General features: G+C 69.2%; 17 protein-coding genes. 8 read left to right on the top strand and 9 right to left on the bottom strand.

Annotated features, from left to right (window positions below; translation table 11 throughout):
- The first annotated feature begins 77 nt into the window (after positions 1 to 77).
- The 3 genes from NQK81_RS23175 to NQK81_RS23165 are packed head-to-tail and all read left to right on the top strand — an operon-like array spanning position 78 to position 1,905.
- Positions 78 to 890 (top strand): NUDIX hydrolase, encoded by an 813-nt coding sequence (locus NQK81_RS23175; RefSeq protein WP_257483247.1) that lies wholly within the window; start codon positions 78 to 80, stop codon positions 888 to 890.
- Positions 887 to 1,657 (top strand): MBL fold metallo-hydrolase, encoded by a 771-nt coding sequence (locus tag NQK81_RS23170; RefSeq protein ID WP_257483246.1) that lies wholly within the window; start codon positions 887 to 889, stop codon positions 1,655 to 1,657. Before NQK81_RS23175 ends, NQK81_RS23170 begins: the two co-directional genes overlap by 4 nt.
- Complete coding sequence (locus tag NQK81_RS23165; protein ID WP_034314716.1) at positions 1,654 to 1,905, top strand: glutaredoxin family protein; 252 nt, start codon at positions 1,654 to 1,656, stop codon at positions 1,903 to 1,905. Before NQK81_RS23170 ends, NQK81_RS23165 begins: the two co-directional genes overlap by 4 nt.
- Positions 1,906 to 2,147: 242 nt before the next feature.
- Here the strand turns inward: NQK81_RS23165 and dnaN are convergent, their stop codons facing one another.
- The 4 genes from dnaN to NQK81_RS23145 form a co-directional block, all read right to left on the bottom strand.
- Positions 2,148 to 3,212, bottom strand: coding sequence for a DNA polymerase III subunit beta (dnaN, locus tag NQK81_RS23160; protein ID WP_257483245.1), 1,065 nt, complete (start codon positions 3,210 to 3,212; stop codon positions 2,148 to 2,150).
- Positions 3,213 to 3,221: 9 nt separating this feature from the next.
- Positions 3,222 to 4,484 carry an MFS transporter gene (locus NQK81_RS23155; RefSeq protein ID WP_371878914.1) on the bottom strand — a complete coding sequence of 421 codons (1,263 nt, stop codon included), beginning with the start codon at positions 4,482 to 4,484 and terminating at the stop codon, positions 3,222 to 3,224.
- Positions 4,485 to 4,946: 462 nt separating this feature from the next.
- Entirely contained in the window at positions 4,947 to 5,621 is a 675-nt protein-coding gene (locus tag NQK81_RS23150) for a Crp/Fnr family transcriptional regulator (RefSeq protein ID WP_003081747.1), read from the bottom strand.
- A 159-nt stretch (positions 5,622 to 5,780) separates the two neighbouring features.
- A complete protein-coding gene (locus NQK81_RS23145) occupies positions 5,781 to 6,032 on the bottom strand; it encodes a hypothetical protein (protein ID WP_005166943.1) in 252 nt (83 codons plus the stop codon).
- Positions 6,033 to 6,269: 237 nt separating this feature from the next.
- On the opposite strand from NQK81_RS23145, the gene nth reads away from it, so the two are divergent.
- Genes nth through NQK81_RS23125 form a run of 4 tightly spaced genes read left to right on the top strand, consistent with a single transcriptional unit; the run spans position 6,270 to position 9,441 of the window.
- The gene (nth, locus tag NQK81_RS23140; protein WP_126730625.1) at positions 6,270 to 6,953 is read left to right on the top strand and encodes an endonuclease III; all 684 of its coding nucleotides are present in this window, start codon (positions 6,270 to 6,272) and stop codon (positions 6,951 to 6,953) included.
- On the top strand, positions 6,950 to 7,546 hold the full coding sequence (locus NQK81_RS23135; RefSeq protein ID WP_257483243.1) for a TlpA family protein disulfide reductase: 597 nt from the start codon (positions 6,950 to 6,952) through the stop codon (positions 7,544 to 7,546). Before nth ends, NQK81_RS23135 begins: the two co-directional genes overlap by 4 nt.
- A complete protein-coding gene (locus tag NQK81_RS23130; protein WP_126730037.1) occupies positions 7,543 to 8,250 on the top strand; it encodes an NUDIX hydrolase in 708 nt (235 codons plus the stop codon). Before NQK81_RS23135 ends, NQK81_RS23130 begins: the two co-directional genes overlap by 4 nt.
- Positions 8,251 to 8,256: 6 nt before the next feature.
- Positions 8,257 to 9,441: a MarP family serine protease gene (locus tag NQK81_RS23125; protein ID WP_257483242.1), complete on the top strand. Its 1,185-nt coding sequence runs from the start codon at positions 8,257 to 8,259 to the stop codon at positions 9,439 to 9,441.
- Here NQK81_RS23125 and NQK81_RS23120 read toward each other — a convergent pair.
- The 4 genes from NQK81_RS23120 to nhaA are packed head-to-tail and all read right to left on the bottom strand — an operon-like array spanning position 9,438 to position 12,454.
- Positions 9,438 to 9,842 (bottom strand): DnaJ family domain-containing protein, encoded by a 405-nt coding sequence (locus tag NQK81_RS23120; protein ID WP_257483241.1) that lies wholly within the window; start codon positions 9,840 to 9,842, stop codon positions 9,438 to 9,440. The genes NQK81_RS23125 and NQK81_RS23120 overlap by 4 nt on opposite strands.
- On the bottom strand, positions 9,839 to 10,762 hold the full coding sequence (locus tag NQK81_RS23115; protein ID WP_257483240.1) for an alpha/beta fold hydrolase: 924 nt from the start codon (positions 10,760 to 10,762) through the stop codon (positions 9,839 to 9,841). The genes NQK81_RS23120 and NQK81_RS23115 overlap by 4 nt, the downstream gene beginning before the upstream one ends.
- Before the next feature lie 15 nt (positions 10,763 to 10,777).
- Positions 10,778 to 11,281 (bottom strand): phage holin family protein, encoded by a 504-nt coding sequence (locus tag NQK81_RS23110; RefSeq protein ID WP_126730044.1) that lies wholly within the window; start codon positions 11,279 to 11,281, stop codon positions 10,778 to 10,780.
- 51 nt (positions 11,282 to 11,332) lie between these two features.
- Entirely contained in the window at positions 11,333 to 12,454 is a 1,122-nt protein-coding gene (gene nhaA, locus NQK81_RS23105) for a Na+/H+ antiporter NhaA (protein WP_257489819.1), read from the bottom strand.
- A gap of 286 nt (positions 12,455 to 12,740) precedes the next feature.
- On the opposite strand from nhaA, the gene NQK81_RS23100 reads away from it, so the two are divergent.
- On the top strand, positions 12,741 to 14,201 hold the full coding sequence (locus NQK81_RS23100; RefSeq protein WP_185926953.1) for a peptide MFS transporter: 1,461 nt from the start codon (positions 12,741 to 12,743) through the stop codon (positions 14,199 to 14,201).
- 202 nt (positions 14,202 to 14,403) lie between these two features.
- Here NQK81_RS23100 and NQK81_RS23095 read toward each other — a convergent pair whose 3' ends face one another.
- On the bottom strand, positions 14,404 to 15,123 hold the full coding sequence (locus NQK81_RS23095) for a VIT1/CCC1 transporter family protein (protein WP_257483239.1): 720 nt from the start codon (positions 15,121 to 15,123) through the stop codon (positions 14,404 to 14,406).
- Positions 15,124 to 15,194 lie beyond the last annotated feature (71 nt).

Raw genomic sequence — 15,194 nt, 5'->3', positions numbered from 1 at the left:
ATTTCGTCCTCTGGATGCGGTGGTTGCACGCGCAACTACCGCATCCAGAGGACGAATTGCGATGTTAGGTTGCGAGGGTGGCTGAAGAACTGACATTCGACATCCCGGTGGGGGCCGGGGTGGGCACCCGCGCCAACGCCGACGGTGAGCCGGTGACGCCCAAGGACGCGGCGACCGTGATCCTCCTCCGGGACGGCGCCGACGGCGTCGAGGTCTTCCTCCAGCACCGGGTGAAGGGCATGCCGTTCGCGGGCGGGATGACCGTCTTCCCCGGTGGCGGCGTGGATTCCCGCGATGTCGACACCTCCGTCAGCTGGGCGGGCCCCAAGCCGGCGTGGTGGGCGGAGCGCTTCGGCTGCGACGAATCGCTCGCCCGCGCCCTGGTGTGCGCGGCCGTGCGGGAGACGTTCGAGGAGTCGGGTGTGCTGCTAGCGAGCGTCGGGGACGCCGTCGTCACCGATACGACGCCTTACCACGACGCCCGCGCGAAGCTGGTTTCCCGGGAGCTCTCGCTCGCCGCGTTCCTCGAAGCCAACGGCCTGACGTTGCGCGCGGATCTGCTGCGCCCGTGGGCGAACTGGGTCACCCCGCCGCAGGAGCCGCGCCGCTACGACACCTGCTTCTTCGTCGCCGTGCTGCCCGAGGGGCAGGAAGCGGACGGCGCCACCTCCGAGGCCGTCAGCTCCGGCTGGCAGCGGCCCGAGGAGGCCATCGCCGATGCCAAGGAGGGGCGCCGCATGCTCATGCCACCGACCTGGATGACGCTTTCGGAACTGGGCGAGTTCGACTCGGCGGCCGCGGCCCAGGCCGTCGAACGCGAGATCTCGAAGATCATGCCGACGCTGGTGCGCGAAGGCGACAAGGTCCGCGTCGTCCTGGACCCGGCATGAACGCCCCCGCGTACGGCGTGCTGCGCCAGGTGACGCCGACGGCTTCCGTGCTGCTGGAGCACAATCCGTCGTCGATGACGTTGGAGGGCACCAATTCCTGGGTGCTGCGCGGGCCAGACGCGTCCGGCTCCGTGGTCGTCGACCCGGGGCACGAGGACATCGAGCATCTGACGCTGCTGGCGGAGACCGGTGCCGTCGAACTGATCGTCCTGACCCACCACCACCCCGACCACGCCGAGGGCGCGCCCTGGTTCGCCGAGCGCGTCGGCGCCCCGGTGCGGGCCTTCGACGAGTCGCTCTGCGTCGGCAGAAAGTCCCTTGTGGACGGTGAAGTGATCGAGGCGGGCGGCGTCCGGCTGTCGGTGCTGCACACGCCCGGCCACACCGGCGACTCGATCTGCCTGGTGTCCGACGGGCAGATCCTGACCGGCGACACCATCCTCGGCCGCGGCACCACCGTGCTGCACGACCTCGGCGACTACCTGCGCTCGCTGCGGAAGCTCATCGGCCTGCCCGGCGGCACCATCGGCCTGCCGGGACACGGCCCCGAGCTGCCCGACCTGGCCGCGACCGCGCGCGAATACCTGGCGCACCGGGAAGAACGGCTCGACCAGGTGCGTTCGGCACTGGAGAAGCTCGGTGCGGACGCCACCCCGCGCCAGGTGGTCGAGGTCGTCTACGCCGACGTCGACAAGGCTTTGTGGGCGCCCGCCGAATGGAGCGTGCAGGCGCAGTTGGACTACCTGAGGTCGGAGGACGGCGAATGAGTGACGTCGAGGTCGAGTTCTACTGGCGCCCCGGATGCGGGTTCTGCGCCGCGCTGGAACGGCCGCTGTCGAAGAGCGGTTTCAAGGTGAAGCGGGTCAACATCTGGGAGGACCCGGACGCCGCCGCGCGGGTGCGTTCCGTGGCGAACGGGAACGAGGTCGTGCCGACGGTCTTCGTGGGCTCGAAGGCGATGGTGAACCCTTCGTTCGGTGAGATCGAGGCCGCGGTGAAGGCCGCTTCCGCCTAGGTTGTTCGGTACGGGGCGACGCGTCGAGTTGGGCGGCTTGGCCGGTGTCGCGAAAGCCACTTTCGGGACACCTGGTGTCGCGAAAGTGGCTTTCGCGACACCGGGCGAAGGGGAGGCGGTCGTCCTCGGCATGCCTCGCGCTCACCTCTACCGTGTTGCGAAAGCCACTTTCGCAACCTTCAACGTTGCGAAAGTGGCTTTCGCAACACGCGCCACGGCATGGGTCCCTTGTGGCGCCAGCGTCAGCGCGCCAGCATCGGCATCACGTAGTACGTCAGCTCCACATCTCCCGGCTCCACCGCCCGGATGACGCAAGCCCGCATCCCTGGCTGGATTTCGAGCCGCACCCGTTCCCCGGCGAAACCCTGCAGCGCGTCCAGCAGGTAGCGCGCCTGGAACGAGGGTGACGTCCGGCCGCCCGAAACCTCGGCCTTCAAGGTCTCCTCGGCCTCCCCGGTGTCCTGCTTCGAACTGGCCAGCCGGAGGTGCGAGTCGCCGACCTCCAGCGTCAGCACCCGGCGATCGTCCGCGTAGACGCCCACCCGGCGCACGGCGGCGGCCAGCGCGTCGGCGGCGACCTCGACCGTGGTGTCCACAGTGGACGATTCGATCAGCTTCTCCGACAGGAATCCCGCGTCGAGCACGGCGGTGGTGACGGTGACGCCGGCCCAGCTCAGCCCGAAGCGGGTCTTGTCACCATGCAGGCCGACGACGCCGCGTGCCTGCTTCGCCGTCTCCGCGAGCAGGCCCGCCGGGACGAGCGCGTCGATCGGCTCGCCTTCGGACCGCAAAGGCAGGGTGGCCACGGCCATCCGGTACCGGTCGGACGCCGTCAGCCGCAGCTCGCGGCTGAAGCTCTGTACCCGGACGCCGGTGAACATCGGCAGCGCGTCGTCCTTCGCCGCCGTGCCCGCGACCGTGCGCAACGCGGTCGCCAGCGCGTGACCGTCCACTTCGGACACCTTCGGCGGCATGTCCGGCAGTTCCAATTCGCGGCTCAGCAGAGGAAGCGCGTAACGGCCACCCTCCACCCGCACCGCCAGCCGCGAACCCTCGACGACCAGGCGCACCAGGTCGTCGTCGAGCATGCGCAGCGTCTCCGCGAGCGGCCCGGCGGGGACGAGGACCTCACCGTCGGTGTGGACCATGGCGTCACTGGTCAGGAGTACCGCCCGCTCACTGTCGCTGCCGCCGACGGTCAGCCCGTCCTTCCCGGCGCGCAGGAGCAGGCCGGAGCGGGCCGACAGCAGCCGGGCGGCGGCGGAGACGGCGGACGAGAGGGAGCGGGTGGCGGCAGTCAGGTCCATGCCCGCAAGCTAGCGGGCGGCACCGACAAGTTCGGGGGCTTCGGCGACGGCTCCGGCCGGCCGGGGGCGGAAGGTGCCGCGCAGCAGCCACACCACCGCGGCGAGCGCGAACCCGACACCGCCGGCGGCGAGGAACGCCGCTTCGTGTCCAGCGTGCTCGACGAGGTAGCCGCTGACCGACTGCCCGAACGCGAGACCGAGGGTCACCGCGGTGAGCACCCAGCCGAACGCCTCGGCCGCCGTGCCCTTCGGCGCGGCGATCTCGATGGCCGCCGAGTGCGTCGTCGACTGCGGCGTGATGAGCGCGCCCGCGGCGAGCATGGCGAGCGCGAGGCCCCAGAGCGAGCCGGGCAGCGCGAGCAGCGCCACCAGCGCGCCGAATCCGGCCAGCAGCACCGGCAGCCGCAGGCCCATCTGACGCGGCCACGGGCGCAGGCTGTACGCGACGCCGAACGCGACCGAGCTGACCGACCACGCCGAGAGCAGCAGACCGCCGATGGAGGTGTTCCCAGCCTCGGTGGCGGCAGCGGGGACGGCGACCTCGACGAACCCGATCACGGCGCCGAAGCCCAGCGCGGCGATCGCGAGCGTGCGCATCCCGGGGCTGGCCAGCGCGCCGAGCAGTTTGCCGCCCGTCGACGGCGACGGCCCCCACGCGCGCACGGTCGGGCTCAGTGCGAACAGCACGGCGCCCGCGATCATGGTCAGCGAGCCGGTCACGATGCCGGTGCCCGCCCACGGCGCGGCGATCAGCAGCCCCGCGAACCCGGGGCCGAGGATGAAGAAGACCTCCATGGAGATCGCCTCGTACGAGAACGCGGCGTTCCGCGTCGGCCCGGCGGGCAGCAGGCGTGTCCACAGCGCGCGCGAGGCCGAACCGACCATCGGCTCCGTGATCCCGGTGCCGAAGGCGAGCGGGACCAGCACGAGGGTCGGCGCGTGCGCCTCGATCGCGAACACCAGCGCGGTCATCGCCAGCGCGAAAAGCACGGTGGTGGTCAGCAGCGGCCTGGTCGGACCGAAGCGGTCGATGAGCCGTCCCTGCACGACCGCGCCCACGGAGACGCCCACCAGCGACCCGGCCGACACCAGTCCGGCCGCGGCGAAGGAGCCCGTCTCGCGCTGGACGTAGAGCAGCGCGGAGATGCCGATCATCGCGATCGGCAGGCGGGCGAGCAGGGACGCGATCACCGCCCCGCGGGATCCGGGCGCGGTCAGCGCGGCCCGGTAGTCGGCGAGGGAGGTGCGGTGGCTCTCGGCGGAAGCGGACACAGACTGGGACACGCGTACCAGTATGAACACTTTGGTACGCGAGTACCAGTTCCTTGGCGGTAAGTTTGGTCACCACCGGTTTTGGGTACTACGAGGGTCGAAGCGCTCCAGTTCGTCACGATCGGGTAACAGTCGGCCGATTCTGGGTCATTCGGGGCAACAAATCGACGCGTTCGGCGTCCTTGAGAGTGAAAGAGCTTGAGTTCACGGCCGATGGCCGTGGATGGTTGTACGACAATCACACAGTCTCCAGCTCCCTCCGGCATACGGGTCGGGGCCTTGTTCCGGAGGGCGGGGAGCGCGGATCGTCGGGGGATGGTCCGCGCACAGCGAAGAGCCGGTGCGCCACGTCGGGGGTGGCGCCCGGCTCTTCGTTGTGTCGAGCACGGTGTCGAGCACTAGTACGTGAAGGCCCCCTTCACTGCGTCTAGCGCAGTGAAGGGGGCCTTCACGTACTTGAAATCAACGGGCGCGGCGGGCCAGGCGCTCCGGGTCCAGGATCAGGACGCTCTTGCCTTCGAGCCGCAGCCAGCCACGGTGCGCGAAGTCGGCGAGAGCCTTGTTGACGGTCTCGCGCGAGGCGCCGACGTACTGGGCGATCTCTTCCTGCGTCAGGTCGTGCGTGACCCGGAGCAGACCGGCCTCCTGGCTGCCGAAGCGCTGCGCCAGCTGCAGCAGCGCACGCGCCACGCGGCCGGGGACGTCGGTGAAGATCAGCTCGGCGACCATGTTGTTCGTCCGGCGCAGCCGCCGGGCGACCACCCGCAGTAACTGCTCGGCGATCTCCGGGCGGGTGGAGATCCACTGCCGCAGCGCCGGGCGGTCCATCGTCACCGCGCGGACCTCGGTCACGGTCGTCGCGCTGGACGTCCGCGGGCCGGGGTCGAAAATGGACAGCTCGCCGAACATGTCGGACGGGCCGAAGATGCCGAGCAGGTTCTCGCGGCCGTCGGGTGACTTGCGGCCGATCTTCACCTTGCCGGACTGGATGATGTAAAGCTTGTCGCCGGGTTCACCCTCGTTGAAGATGACATGCCCGCGAGGGAACTCCACGGATTCCAAGGTCTGTGCCAGCGCCTCGGCGGCTGCCGGCTCAACACCCTGGAAAATGCCCGCTCGGGCCAGGGTTTCGTCCACCTCGGGTGCCTCCTCATCGAGATACGACGTCGATCCTCATTCTGCCGAGGACCGTGTCGTCGATCACTTTTCGCGTCAGTCTAGGTCGTGCGCGCGAGATCGCTCGTCGGCACGCCGAACGCGCGGGCGGCCGGGAACGATCTCGCTCGAACGTGGAGCCTAACTCCGCACGCGTCGCGCGCGAAGCCTGGCCGCCTTCCCGCCCAGCCTGCGCAGCCGGAAAAGCTCGAGCGCGCGCCCGATGCCGTGCCCGTAGAGGGCCCTGACCTCGTTGGGCTGAGCCTGCTCGAGGAACTCCTCGACCTCGTTCTCCTGCACCGCGACGTGCTTGAGCCTGGTCTCCACGCGTTCCATGAACAGCGCGAAGAACATGATCACCAGGGGGACCAGGATGACGAACCAGACGGTCATGAGCCCTGCCCAGGGAATTCGGAAAAGTTGTGCATTACTCCAGATCCTCGCTCATGGCGTCCTCGATCGAAGCGCCGAGGTGGTGCTCTGGCGTGTCGGCCGTCGACCGGCGGGTGCTCCCACTGGCTCGTCCGATGGCGCCCGTAGGCTATCGGGGTGCCTCCTGCCCCTGCCAATGCCCCCCGTGCGGGGGGCAAGGGTGAAAGCCGGCTCGCATTGGTGAGACGCGCCAGGCGGATGAAGCGTTGCCTCGACGACGAGTTCCCGGACGCGCACTGTGAGCTTGACTTCACCACTCCGCTCGAATTGCTGGTCGCGGTCGTGCTTTCGGCGCAGACCACCGACGTCCGCGTGAATCAGGTCACGCCCGCCCTCTTCGCCCGCTATCGGACGGCCGCCGATTACGCCGGCGCCGACCGCGCCGAACTCGAGGAGTACCTCCGGCCGACGGGGTTCTTCCGCGCCAAGGCGAACTCGGTGATGGGGCTGGGCGCGGCGCTGGTGGAGCGCTACGACGGCGAAGTGCCCGGCAAGCTGAAGGATCTGGTCACGCTGCCGGGTGTCGGCCGCAAGACGGCCAACGTCGTCCTAGGCGACGCCTTCGGCGTTCCCGGGATCACCGTCGACACCCACTTCGGCCGTCTCGTCCGCCGCTGGGGCTGGACCGAGGAGGAAGACCCGGTCAAGGTCGAGCACGCCGTCGGCGAGCTGATCCCGCGCAAGGAGTGGACGCTCCTGTCGCACCGGACGATCTTTCACGGCCGCCGCGTGTGCCACGCCCGCAAACCCGCCTGTGGCGCCTGTCCGCTGGCCAAGATGTGTCCCTCGTACGGAATCGGCCCGACGGAGTTCGAAGAGGCCGCGAAGCTGGTCAAGGGCGAAGAACGCGAGCACATCCTCGAACTGGCGGCCCGCCGGTGACCAGGGTCACCAAACTGGCCCTCGGCGCCGCCGTGCTGGTGGTGGCCCTGATCGTCGCGCTGCTCACGACGCGTGACGGCCAAGCGCCCGCCAAGACGTCGGGGGATCTCACGGCCGCGCGCGCGAAGGCCGCCCTCGCCCCCTGCCCGCCGCCTGGGCCGGGCGAGGTGGCGAAGCTGCGCGGAGTCGACGTCGAATGCCTCGGCGACGGCTCCCGCGTCGACCTCGCGAAGGTGGTCTCGGGCGGTCCAGTGCTGATCAACCTGTGGGCCTCGTGGTGCGAGCCGTGCCGCGCCGAACTGCCGTTGCTCCAGCAGTACGCGGCGTCGCCCGGTGCCGCGCGCGTGCTCCTCGTCCAGGTCGCGAGCTCCGGGGCCGACGGGCTTGCGCTGCTGACCGAACTGGGGGTCCGGTTGCCGTCGGTGTTCGACGGTGACGGTCAGTCGGGGCCGGTGCGGACGGCACTGAAGGTCCCTTCCTCCCTCCCGGCGACGTACCTGGTCACGGCGGGCGGCGACGTCCGGCTCATCGAGAACCCACGCGTCTTCCTGAACACTGACCAGGTGCGCGCCGCTGTGGAAGGGACACCATGACCGGCCCCCTCGTGGATCCGGAGGCCGTGCCCGCCTGGTTGCAGCCGCTGGTCAAGATCAGCGGCGAGATCGGCGCGGACGCGTTCAGCCGGTTCAGCGTGCCGCGGGACGCGACCTACCGGTCCGCGTCCGTCCTGATGCTCTTCGGCGAAGGCCCGCAGGGTCCCGACGTCCTGCTCCAGCGCCGCGCCGACACGCTCGGCTCGCACGCCGGTCAGGTCAGCTTCCCCGGTGGCGGCGCCGAACCGGAGGACGGCGGGCCGGTCGGCACCGCGTTGCGCGAGGCGGAGGAGGAGACCGGCGTCGAACCTTCGGGAGTGCTGCCGGTGGCGGTCTTCCCGGAGCTTTTCGTGCCGGTGTCGAGCTTCGCCGTGACGCCGGTGCTCGCCTACTGGCGGACGCCGTCGCCGGTGCACGCCGTCGATCCCGGCGAGACCGCGGCGGTGGCCAGGGTGCCGATCGCCGAGCTCACCGACCCGGCCAACCGGTTCCAGGTCAAACGCGCGGGCTACGACTGGAAGGGGCCCGCGTTCGACGTCGGCGGGATGTTCGTCTGGGGGTTCACGGGCGGCCTGCTGGCGATGACGCTGTCGCTCGGCGGCTGGGAACGGGACTGGGACCGAGGCGACGTCCGGGAGCTTGACGTAGCGTTGGCCGAACATCAGGCGCGGGTCGACGGGCGGCAAGTGCCGGAGAAGGAGTAGGCGCCGGTGAACTGGGTCGACGTACTGGTGATCCTCCTCGCGCTGCTGGCGGGCGTGTCCGGCGCGTTCCAAGGGGTGATCATCGCCCTCCCCTCGCTGGTCGGGGTGGTGCTCGGCGCGCTCGCCGGGATCAAGATCGCGCCGCTGATCGTCGAACTCTTCCAGCATCCGGCGGCGAAGGTCGCCTTCGCGGTGGCCACCGTGGTGTTCCTGGTCGCGCTCGGCGAGACCCTCGGGGTCTGGGCCGGCCGGAGACTGCGGCAGAAGATCAACCCGGACAAGCTTTCCGTCGTCGACAAGACGCTCGGCGCGGTCGTTCAGGCCGCCGTGGTGTTCGTGGTCGCGTGGCTGATCGCGACGCCGCTGACGGCCGTCTCGGGCGTGCCGGGGCTGGCGAAGTCGATCAACAGCTCGGTCGTGCTCGGCGAAGTGAACAACGTGATGCCGGAAGCGGCACAGGGCTTCCCGAGCGAACTGCGCAAACTGCTGGACGCGTCCGGTTTCCCGTCCATTGTGGACCCGTTCCAGAAGCCGAACGTCGAGGACACCAGCCCGCCGGACACCGCGCTGCAGGCGAGCGCGATCGTCAAACAGGTGCACCGCAGCGTGGTGAAGATCCGCGGCAACGCGACCTCGTGCTCGCGGGCGCTGGAGGGCAGCGGATTCGTCGTCGCGCCGCAGCGCGTGATGACGAACGCGCACGTCGTCGCGGGGACCGACGAGGTCGCCATCGAATCGACTTCCGGCAAGTTCCCGGCCAGGGTCGTCTACTTCGACCCCGAGGCCGACGTGGCCGTGCTCGCGGTGCCGCGGCTCCAGGCGCCCGTCCTGCCGTTCACGCCGCGGGTCGCGCGGGCGGGAGACAACGCGATCGTGCTCGGCTACCCGCTCGACGGCCCGTACACCGCGACGCCCGCCAGAGTGCGCGGCCGGATCAACCTGCGCGGACCGGACATCTACGAGGCGAACACCGTGCAGCGGGACGTCTTCACCGTGCGCGGGCAGGTGCGCAGCGGTAACTCGGGCGGGCCGATGATCAATCCCGAGGGCGAGGTCATCGGGGTGGTCTTCGGTGCGGCCGTCGAGGATCCGGAGACCGGGTTCACACTGACGTCGGAGCAGGTGCGGCCGGTGGTGGAGACGGCCCCGGCACTGAGCGCGAACACGTCGACGGGGCCCTGCGCGAACTAGCGGCCTTCGCGCCAGGAGGCCAAGACCTCGTCCACGTCCAGCGGCCGTGCCCGCAGCACCGGACCTCCGGCCGGACGCCGGTGCTCGGCGCGGATCCGTTCGTTCAGGTCCTCGACGATCTCCCGCACCCGCGCCTCACGACGCACCTTCGCGAGGGTGTCCGGTAGGTCGTCGAGCTCCTTCGCGATCGCCAGCGAAGGCGGCAGCAGCGCCGAAACGTCGTGGCCCTCGGCGCGGACCTTGTTCACCACCCAGGACAGGGCGGTGTCCTTGCCGTCCGTCTTCGGCAGCGGTTTTCCCGCGCCGGGCAGGTCGTCGAACTCGCCCTTCGCCTCCGCGGCGCTGATCTGCCGGTCCACCCAGGACTCGAACGACACGCCCGTCGGTTTGCGTTCGGTCATGGTTCCAAGATACGGAAGAAGTCCAGCAGCGCGGCCGACGTGCGCTCCGGGGCCTCCAGATGCGGGAAGTGCCCGATGCCGGGCCAGCGTTCGAGGCGGGCGTCCGGCGCCCAGCGCCGTGATGCCGCCGCGGTGTCGGGCAGGACGCACCTGTCCTCCTCGCCGTGCAGTTGCAGCACGCGGGGAGCGAAGCGGTCTTGCAGTGCTTCGCGGAACCGGCGGCCTTCGCCGCGAAACTGGGCGCGGAACGCCCATCGGTAGTACTCGAGCGCGCAGTGCGGCACTCCCTGCACCAGCATCGCCTGCCGGAACGTCCGCACCGTCTCGGTGAAGTCGGAGGTGTCCGTCCACTGTGGACCGGACCAGGCGCGGAAGAGCTCTTCGACGGCGAGCGCGTCGTCCTTGACCAGCCATTTTTCCGGCGCCATCGGCACCTGGAAACGGAACAGATGGCCCGAAGCACGCAGCTGCCCCGGCCGCCGGACGGCCCGGCGCAACGCCAGCGGATGCGCGCCGCCCAGCACGCTGACCGACGCCACCAGCCGCGGATGCAGCGCGCCGACCGTCCACGCGAGCATGCCGCCCCAGGCATGCCCGACGAGATGGGCCTTGCGCGCGCCGAGCGACTTGATCAGCCCGCCGACGTCGCCGGCGAGCGTCCAGGCGTCGTAGCCGCGCGGGGGTTTGTCGGAGTCGCCATAGCCGCGCAGATCGACCGCGACCACGCGGAAACCGGCGCCGGCGAGCGCCCTCAGCTGGTGGTGCCAGGCCCACCAGAACTCGGCGAACCCGTGCAGCAGCACGACCAGCGGCCCGTCGCCGAGTTCGGCGACGTGCAGCCGGATGCCGTTCGCCGAGACGTCACGATGAGTCCACGGACCGTCGATCCGGACGATCGACGGATCCGGTGTCGCCTGCACCGACTCGAAGACTTCTCAGTCGCGGACCGCGGCCGCGTCGTCCTCGGCGCTGTGACGCGGCTTGAACGCGGCGGCGGTGTCCTTGAAGCTGTTGATCGTCCGCTCCGGCGCCTTGATCTTCTTCACCTTGCGGTAGCCGAGGAAGCCCGCGGCCGCCGTCGCGACGAGCATCAGCCCGAACACGATCGCGAACGCCGCCCAGCGCATCAGCCACTCGGACAGCAGCTCGCCGAGGAAGAAAAAGAAGAAGAACGAGCTGTACAGCCCGATGACCAGCGCGACCAGGAAGAAGATGGCGCCCTTGAGGCCCTTCTTCGCCTCCGCGACGACCTCGGATTTGGCCAGCTCGACCTCGGCGCGGATCAGCGTCGAGACGTGTTGTGTGGCATCGCCGACGAGTTTCCCGAGGGACTGCTCGCTCGCTACCACGTCGTCATCGCTCGACAGGGGGAGGTAGGGCACGGCCCCCACGCCGTCGGGGCCGGTACGTTCGTGCTTGGGGCTGCTCACACCGGTCATCGTGCCACGTGCCCGGATCACGGGCGCGACGGACCGGCGAGTGTCGCCTACTCAATCCTCGCGCGCGTGCACCCGGCTGCGGTGCAGCAGCATCGCGGCGGCCGAAAGCGAGGCGATGGCCGAGGCGATCAGCACCGCCGCCTTCGCCAGCTCGACGGCCTCCCCGTCGAGCGCGAGGTCGGCGATCAAGAGGCTCACCGTGAACCCGACACCGCCGAGCATCGACAGCGCGCCGATGTCCCGCCAGCCCATGCCCTGGGGTTTCTCCGCGAGCTTGAACTTCACGGCGAGCAGGCTGGCGCCGAAGATCCCGACGAGCTTCCCGCCGACCAGGCCGATCAGCACGGCCAGCGGCAACGCCGTGGTGAACACCGCGCCGAGCGATTCGGCGTCCACCTTGATCCCGGCGGCGAACAGCGCGAACAGCGGCACCGCGACCGCGGCCGACCACGGCTGCAACCGGTGTTCGAGCCGGATGGCGGGCGCGTGCTCCTCGCCGTCGTCGGCGCGGACGCGGGTGAGCAGGCCGAGCGCGACGCCGGCGATCGTGGCGTGGATGCCCGCCGAATGCACCGCGACCCAGGTGATCAAGGCCAGCGGCACGTAGATCCAGGCGCTGCGGACGCGGCGGTGCTGCAGGTAGGCGTACAGCGCGAGGGCCGCGACCGCGACACCGGCGGCGACGAGGTCGAACTTCGCGGTGAACAGGATCGCGATGAGGAGGATCGCGCCGAGGTCGTCGACCACCGCGAGCGAGAGCAGGAAGACGCGGGCGCTGCTCGGCAGGTTCGACGCGGTCAGCGCGAGGACGCCCAGCGCGAACGCGATGTCCGTGGCGACCGGGACGGCCCACGCGCGCTCGATGCCCGGCGTTCCCCAGCCGACCGCGAGCGCGACCAGCGCCGGCACGATCATGCCGCCGATCGCGGCGACCACCGGCAGGATGGCCTGCTTGAACCGCGAAAGCTCACCGACCACGAGTTCGCGTTTGAGTTCGAGCCCCGCGACGAAAAAGAACAGCGCGAGCAGGCCGTCTTTCGCCCAGTCTCCGATGGTCAGATTCAGGTGGAGGAATTCGGGACCGAGCCGGAAATCGCGGATCGCACGGTAAATGTCGTCGATGGGCGAATTGGCCCAGATGAGGGCGATCGCGGTGGCGCCGAGCAGGATCATCCCGCCGGTCGTCTCCGTGCGGAGGTAGCGGGCGAATTCGGCGACGGCTTTCGCGGGACGGGTGGGGCCGGTGCTCACGGCATCCTCCGGGTTTCGGCAACGACGAATACTGTTGCCGACCAGACTTCCCGGCGCACCTTGACGTGATTTTAACGCCTCAAGCTGCGGAAATCTCGCGTTCATGACAGCTGCCACAGAGATCATGCGGACGTCGGTGTCCCGTCCACATGCTGGGCTTCTAGCATGTCAACCGGAAACCGACAACGATGTCTTCACAAAGGACGGCATGGTGAGTACCTCTACCGAGGTCCAGCGAGACACGAGGTTTTTCGGGCACCCACGAGGGCTCGCGAACCTCTTCGGCGTCGAGATGTGGGAGCGTTTCTCGTTCTACGGGATGCTCGGCATCCTCCCGATCTACCTCTACTACGAAGTCAGCCAGGGCGGCCTGGCCCTGCCGAAGGCCTCCGCGCTCGGCATCGTCGGCGCGTACGGCGGCATGGTCTACCTGTCGGCGGTGATCGGCGCCTGGGTCGCGGACCGGGTGCTCGGCTCGGAACGCACGCTGTTCTACAGCGCGATCCTGATCATGATCGGCCACATCAGCCTCGCCGTGCTGCCCGGTCTCGCGGGTATCGGTGTCGGCCTCGTCTGCGTGGCCGTCGGCAGCGGCGGGCTGAAGTCCAACGCCACCGCCATCGTCGGGACGCTGTACGCGCCGGGCGACGAGCGGCGTGACGGCGGTTTCACGATCTTCTACATGGGCGTGAACGTCGGTGGCTTCGTCGGTCCGCTCCTGACCGGGCTCGCGCAGAGCGAGATCGGTTTCCACGTCGGCTTCGGGCTCGCCGCGTTCGGGATGGCGCTCGGCCTGATCCAGTACACGATCGGCCGCAAGAACCTCGGAGAGAAGGCAAGCGAGGTCCCCAACCCGCTGCCCGCGTCGCAGCGGCCGCTGGTCTTCGGCGGCACCGCGGTGGGCGTCGCCGCGATCGTGCTGCTCGTGGTCTTCGGCGTGATCAACCCGGCGAACCTGGTCGACGTCGTCGTCTGGGCCGTCGCGATCATCTCGGTGATCTACTTCGTGGTGATCATCGGCAGCAAGAAGATCACCTCCGAGGAACGCAGCCGGGTGTACTCGTTCATCCCGATGTTCATCGCGAGCGCCGCGTTCTTCTCGCTGTACCAGCAGCAGTTCACCGTGGTCGCGGCCTACACCGACGAACGGCTGAACCGGACGATCTTCGGCTGGGAGATGCCGGTCGCGTGGGTCAACTCGATCAACCCGGTGTTCATCATCCTGTTCGCGCCGGTGATCGCCGCGATCTGGACCAAACTGGGTTCGCGGCAGCCGTCCTCGCCGATCAAGTTCGTGCTCGGCACGGTCACCATGGGCGTGGCGTTCCTGCTGTTCCTCCCGATGGTCGGCAGCGGCAAGAACGCGAGCCCGCTGCTCGCGCTGGCAGGCATCCTGTTCGTGTTCACCATGGCGGAACTGATGCTGTCCCCGGTCGGTCTCTCGCTTTCGACCAAACTCGCGCCGGAGGCGTTCCGGACGCAGATGGTGGCGCTGAACTTCCTGTCCATTTCGCTCGGTACGGCGATGTCCGGAAAGCTCGCCGAGTTCTACACGGTGGACGACGAAGCGCCGTACTTCAGCATCGTCGGCGGGGTGGCCATCTTGGTCGGTGTGGCGCTCCTGGTGGCGACGCCGATGATCCGCAAGCTGATGAAGGGCGTTCACTGACGCGCTTCATGCCGCACTGACGAGCGATCCTCGAACGTGCTGAAAGGGCCCTTCACCGCATAGGAAGCGGTGAAGGGCCCTTTCGCTGCGTCTGCCGCTCGTTGGGCGAGGTCGGCGGCGGCTTGTGGTCGGTCCAGGTGGTCGTGAGTGGCGATTCGGGTTCTAACCCGAATCGCCACTCACGACCACCTGGACCGATTGCCTACCCGACGGTGGTCCCGAACAGCACGCCGACGTAGTAGGTCACCAGCATCGTCAGCGCGCCGACGCCGACGTTCCGCGCGATCGCGCGGCCCACGCGCGCGTCGCCCAGTTTCGCGCTGATGAACCCGGTCAGCACCAGCCCGACCACGACCGCCGACGCGCACGCCCAGACCCGCGCGGAGGTCGGCGTCCACACGATCGCCAGCAACGGCAGCAGCGCGCCCACGGTGAACGCCACCAGCGACGCCCACGCCGCCTGCCACGGGCTGGTCAGATTGTCCGGATCGATGCCGAGTTCGGCCTCGGCGTGCGCCTGCAACGCGTCCTTTTCGGTCAGTTCCCGGGCGACCTCGGCGGCGAGTTCCGGCGAAAGGCCCTTCTCCTCGTAGATTTCCGCGAGTTCCCGTTCTTCGGCTTCCGGCATCTCTTTCAGTTCGCGCTTTTCCAGCCGCAACTGTGCGCGTTCGGTGTCGCGCTGTGTGCTCACGGAGACGTATTCGCCGCCCGCCATCGAAAGGGCGCCCGCGACGAGCCCCGCGATTCCCGCGGTGGCGATCGTGGTGGAGTCGGTGGTCGCGCCCGCGACGCCGACCACGATGCCCGCCACCGAAACGATCCCGTCGTTCGCGCCGAGGACCCCGGCGCGCAGCCAGTTCAGCTTGCCGCTCAGATCCGCATGCGGTTCGTGCGGATGTGAAGTCGATACGGTATCGGTCACCTTTTCAGTGAAACACAAAGAACGGTACCCGGCGAGCGAAGACCTTTTCGGTTAATAGAGGCAATCCTTAT

It is taken from the genome of Amycolatopsis roodepoortensis, from assembly GCF_024628825.1.
Classification (GTDB): domain Bacteria; phylum Actinomycetota; class Actinomycetes; order Mycobacteriales; family Pseudonocardiaceae; genus Amycolatopsis; species Amycolatopsis roodepoortensis.
This window is presented reverse-complemented; position numbering and strand designations above follow the sequence as displayed.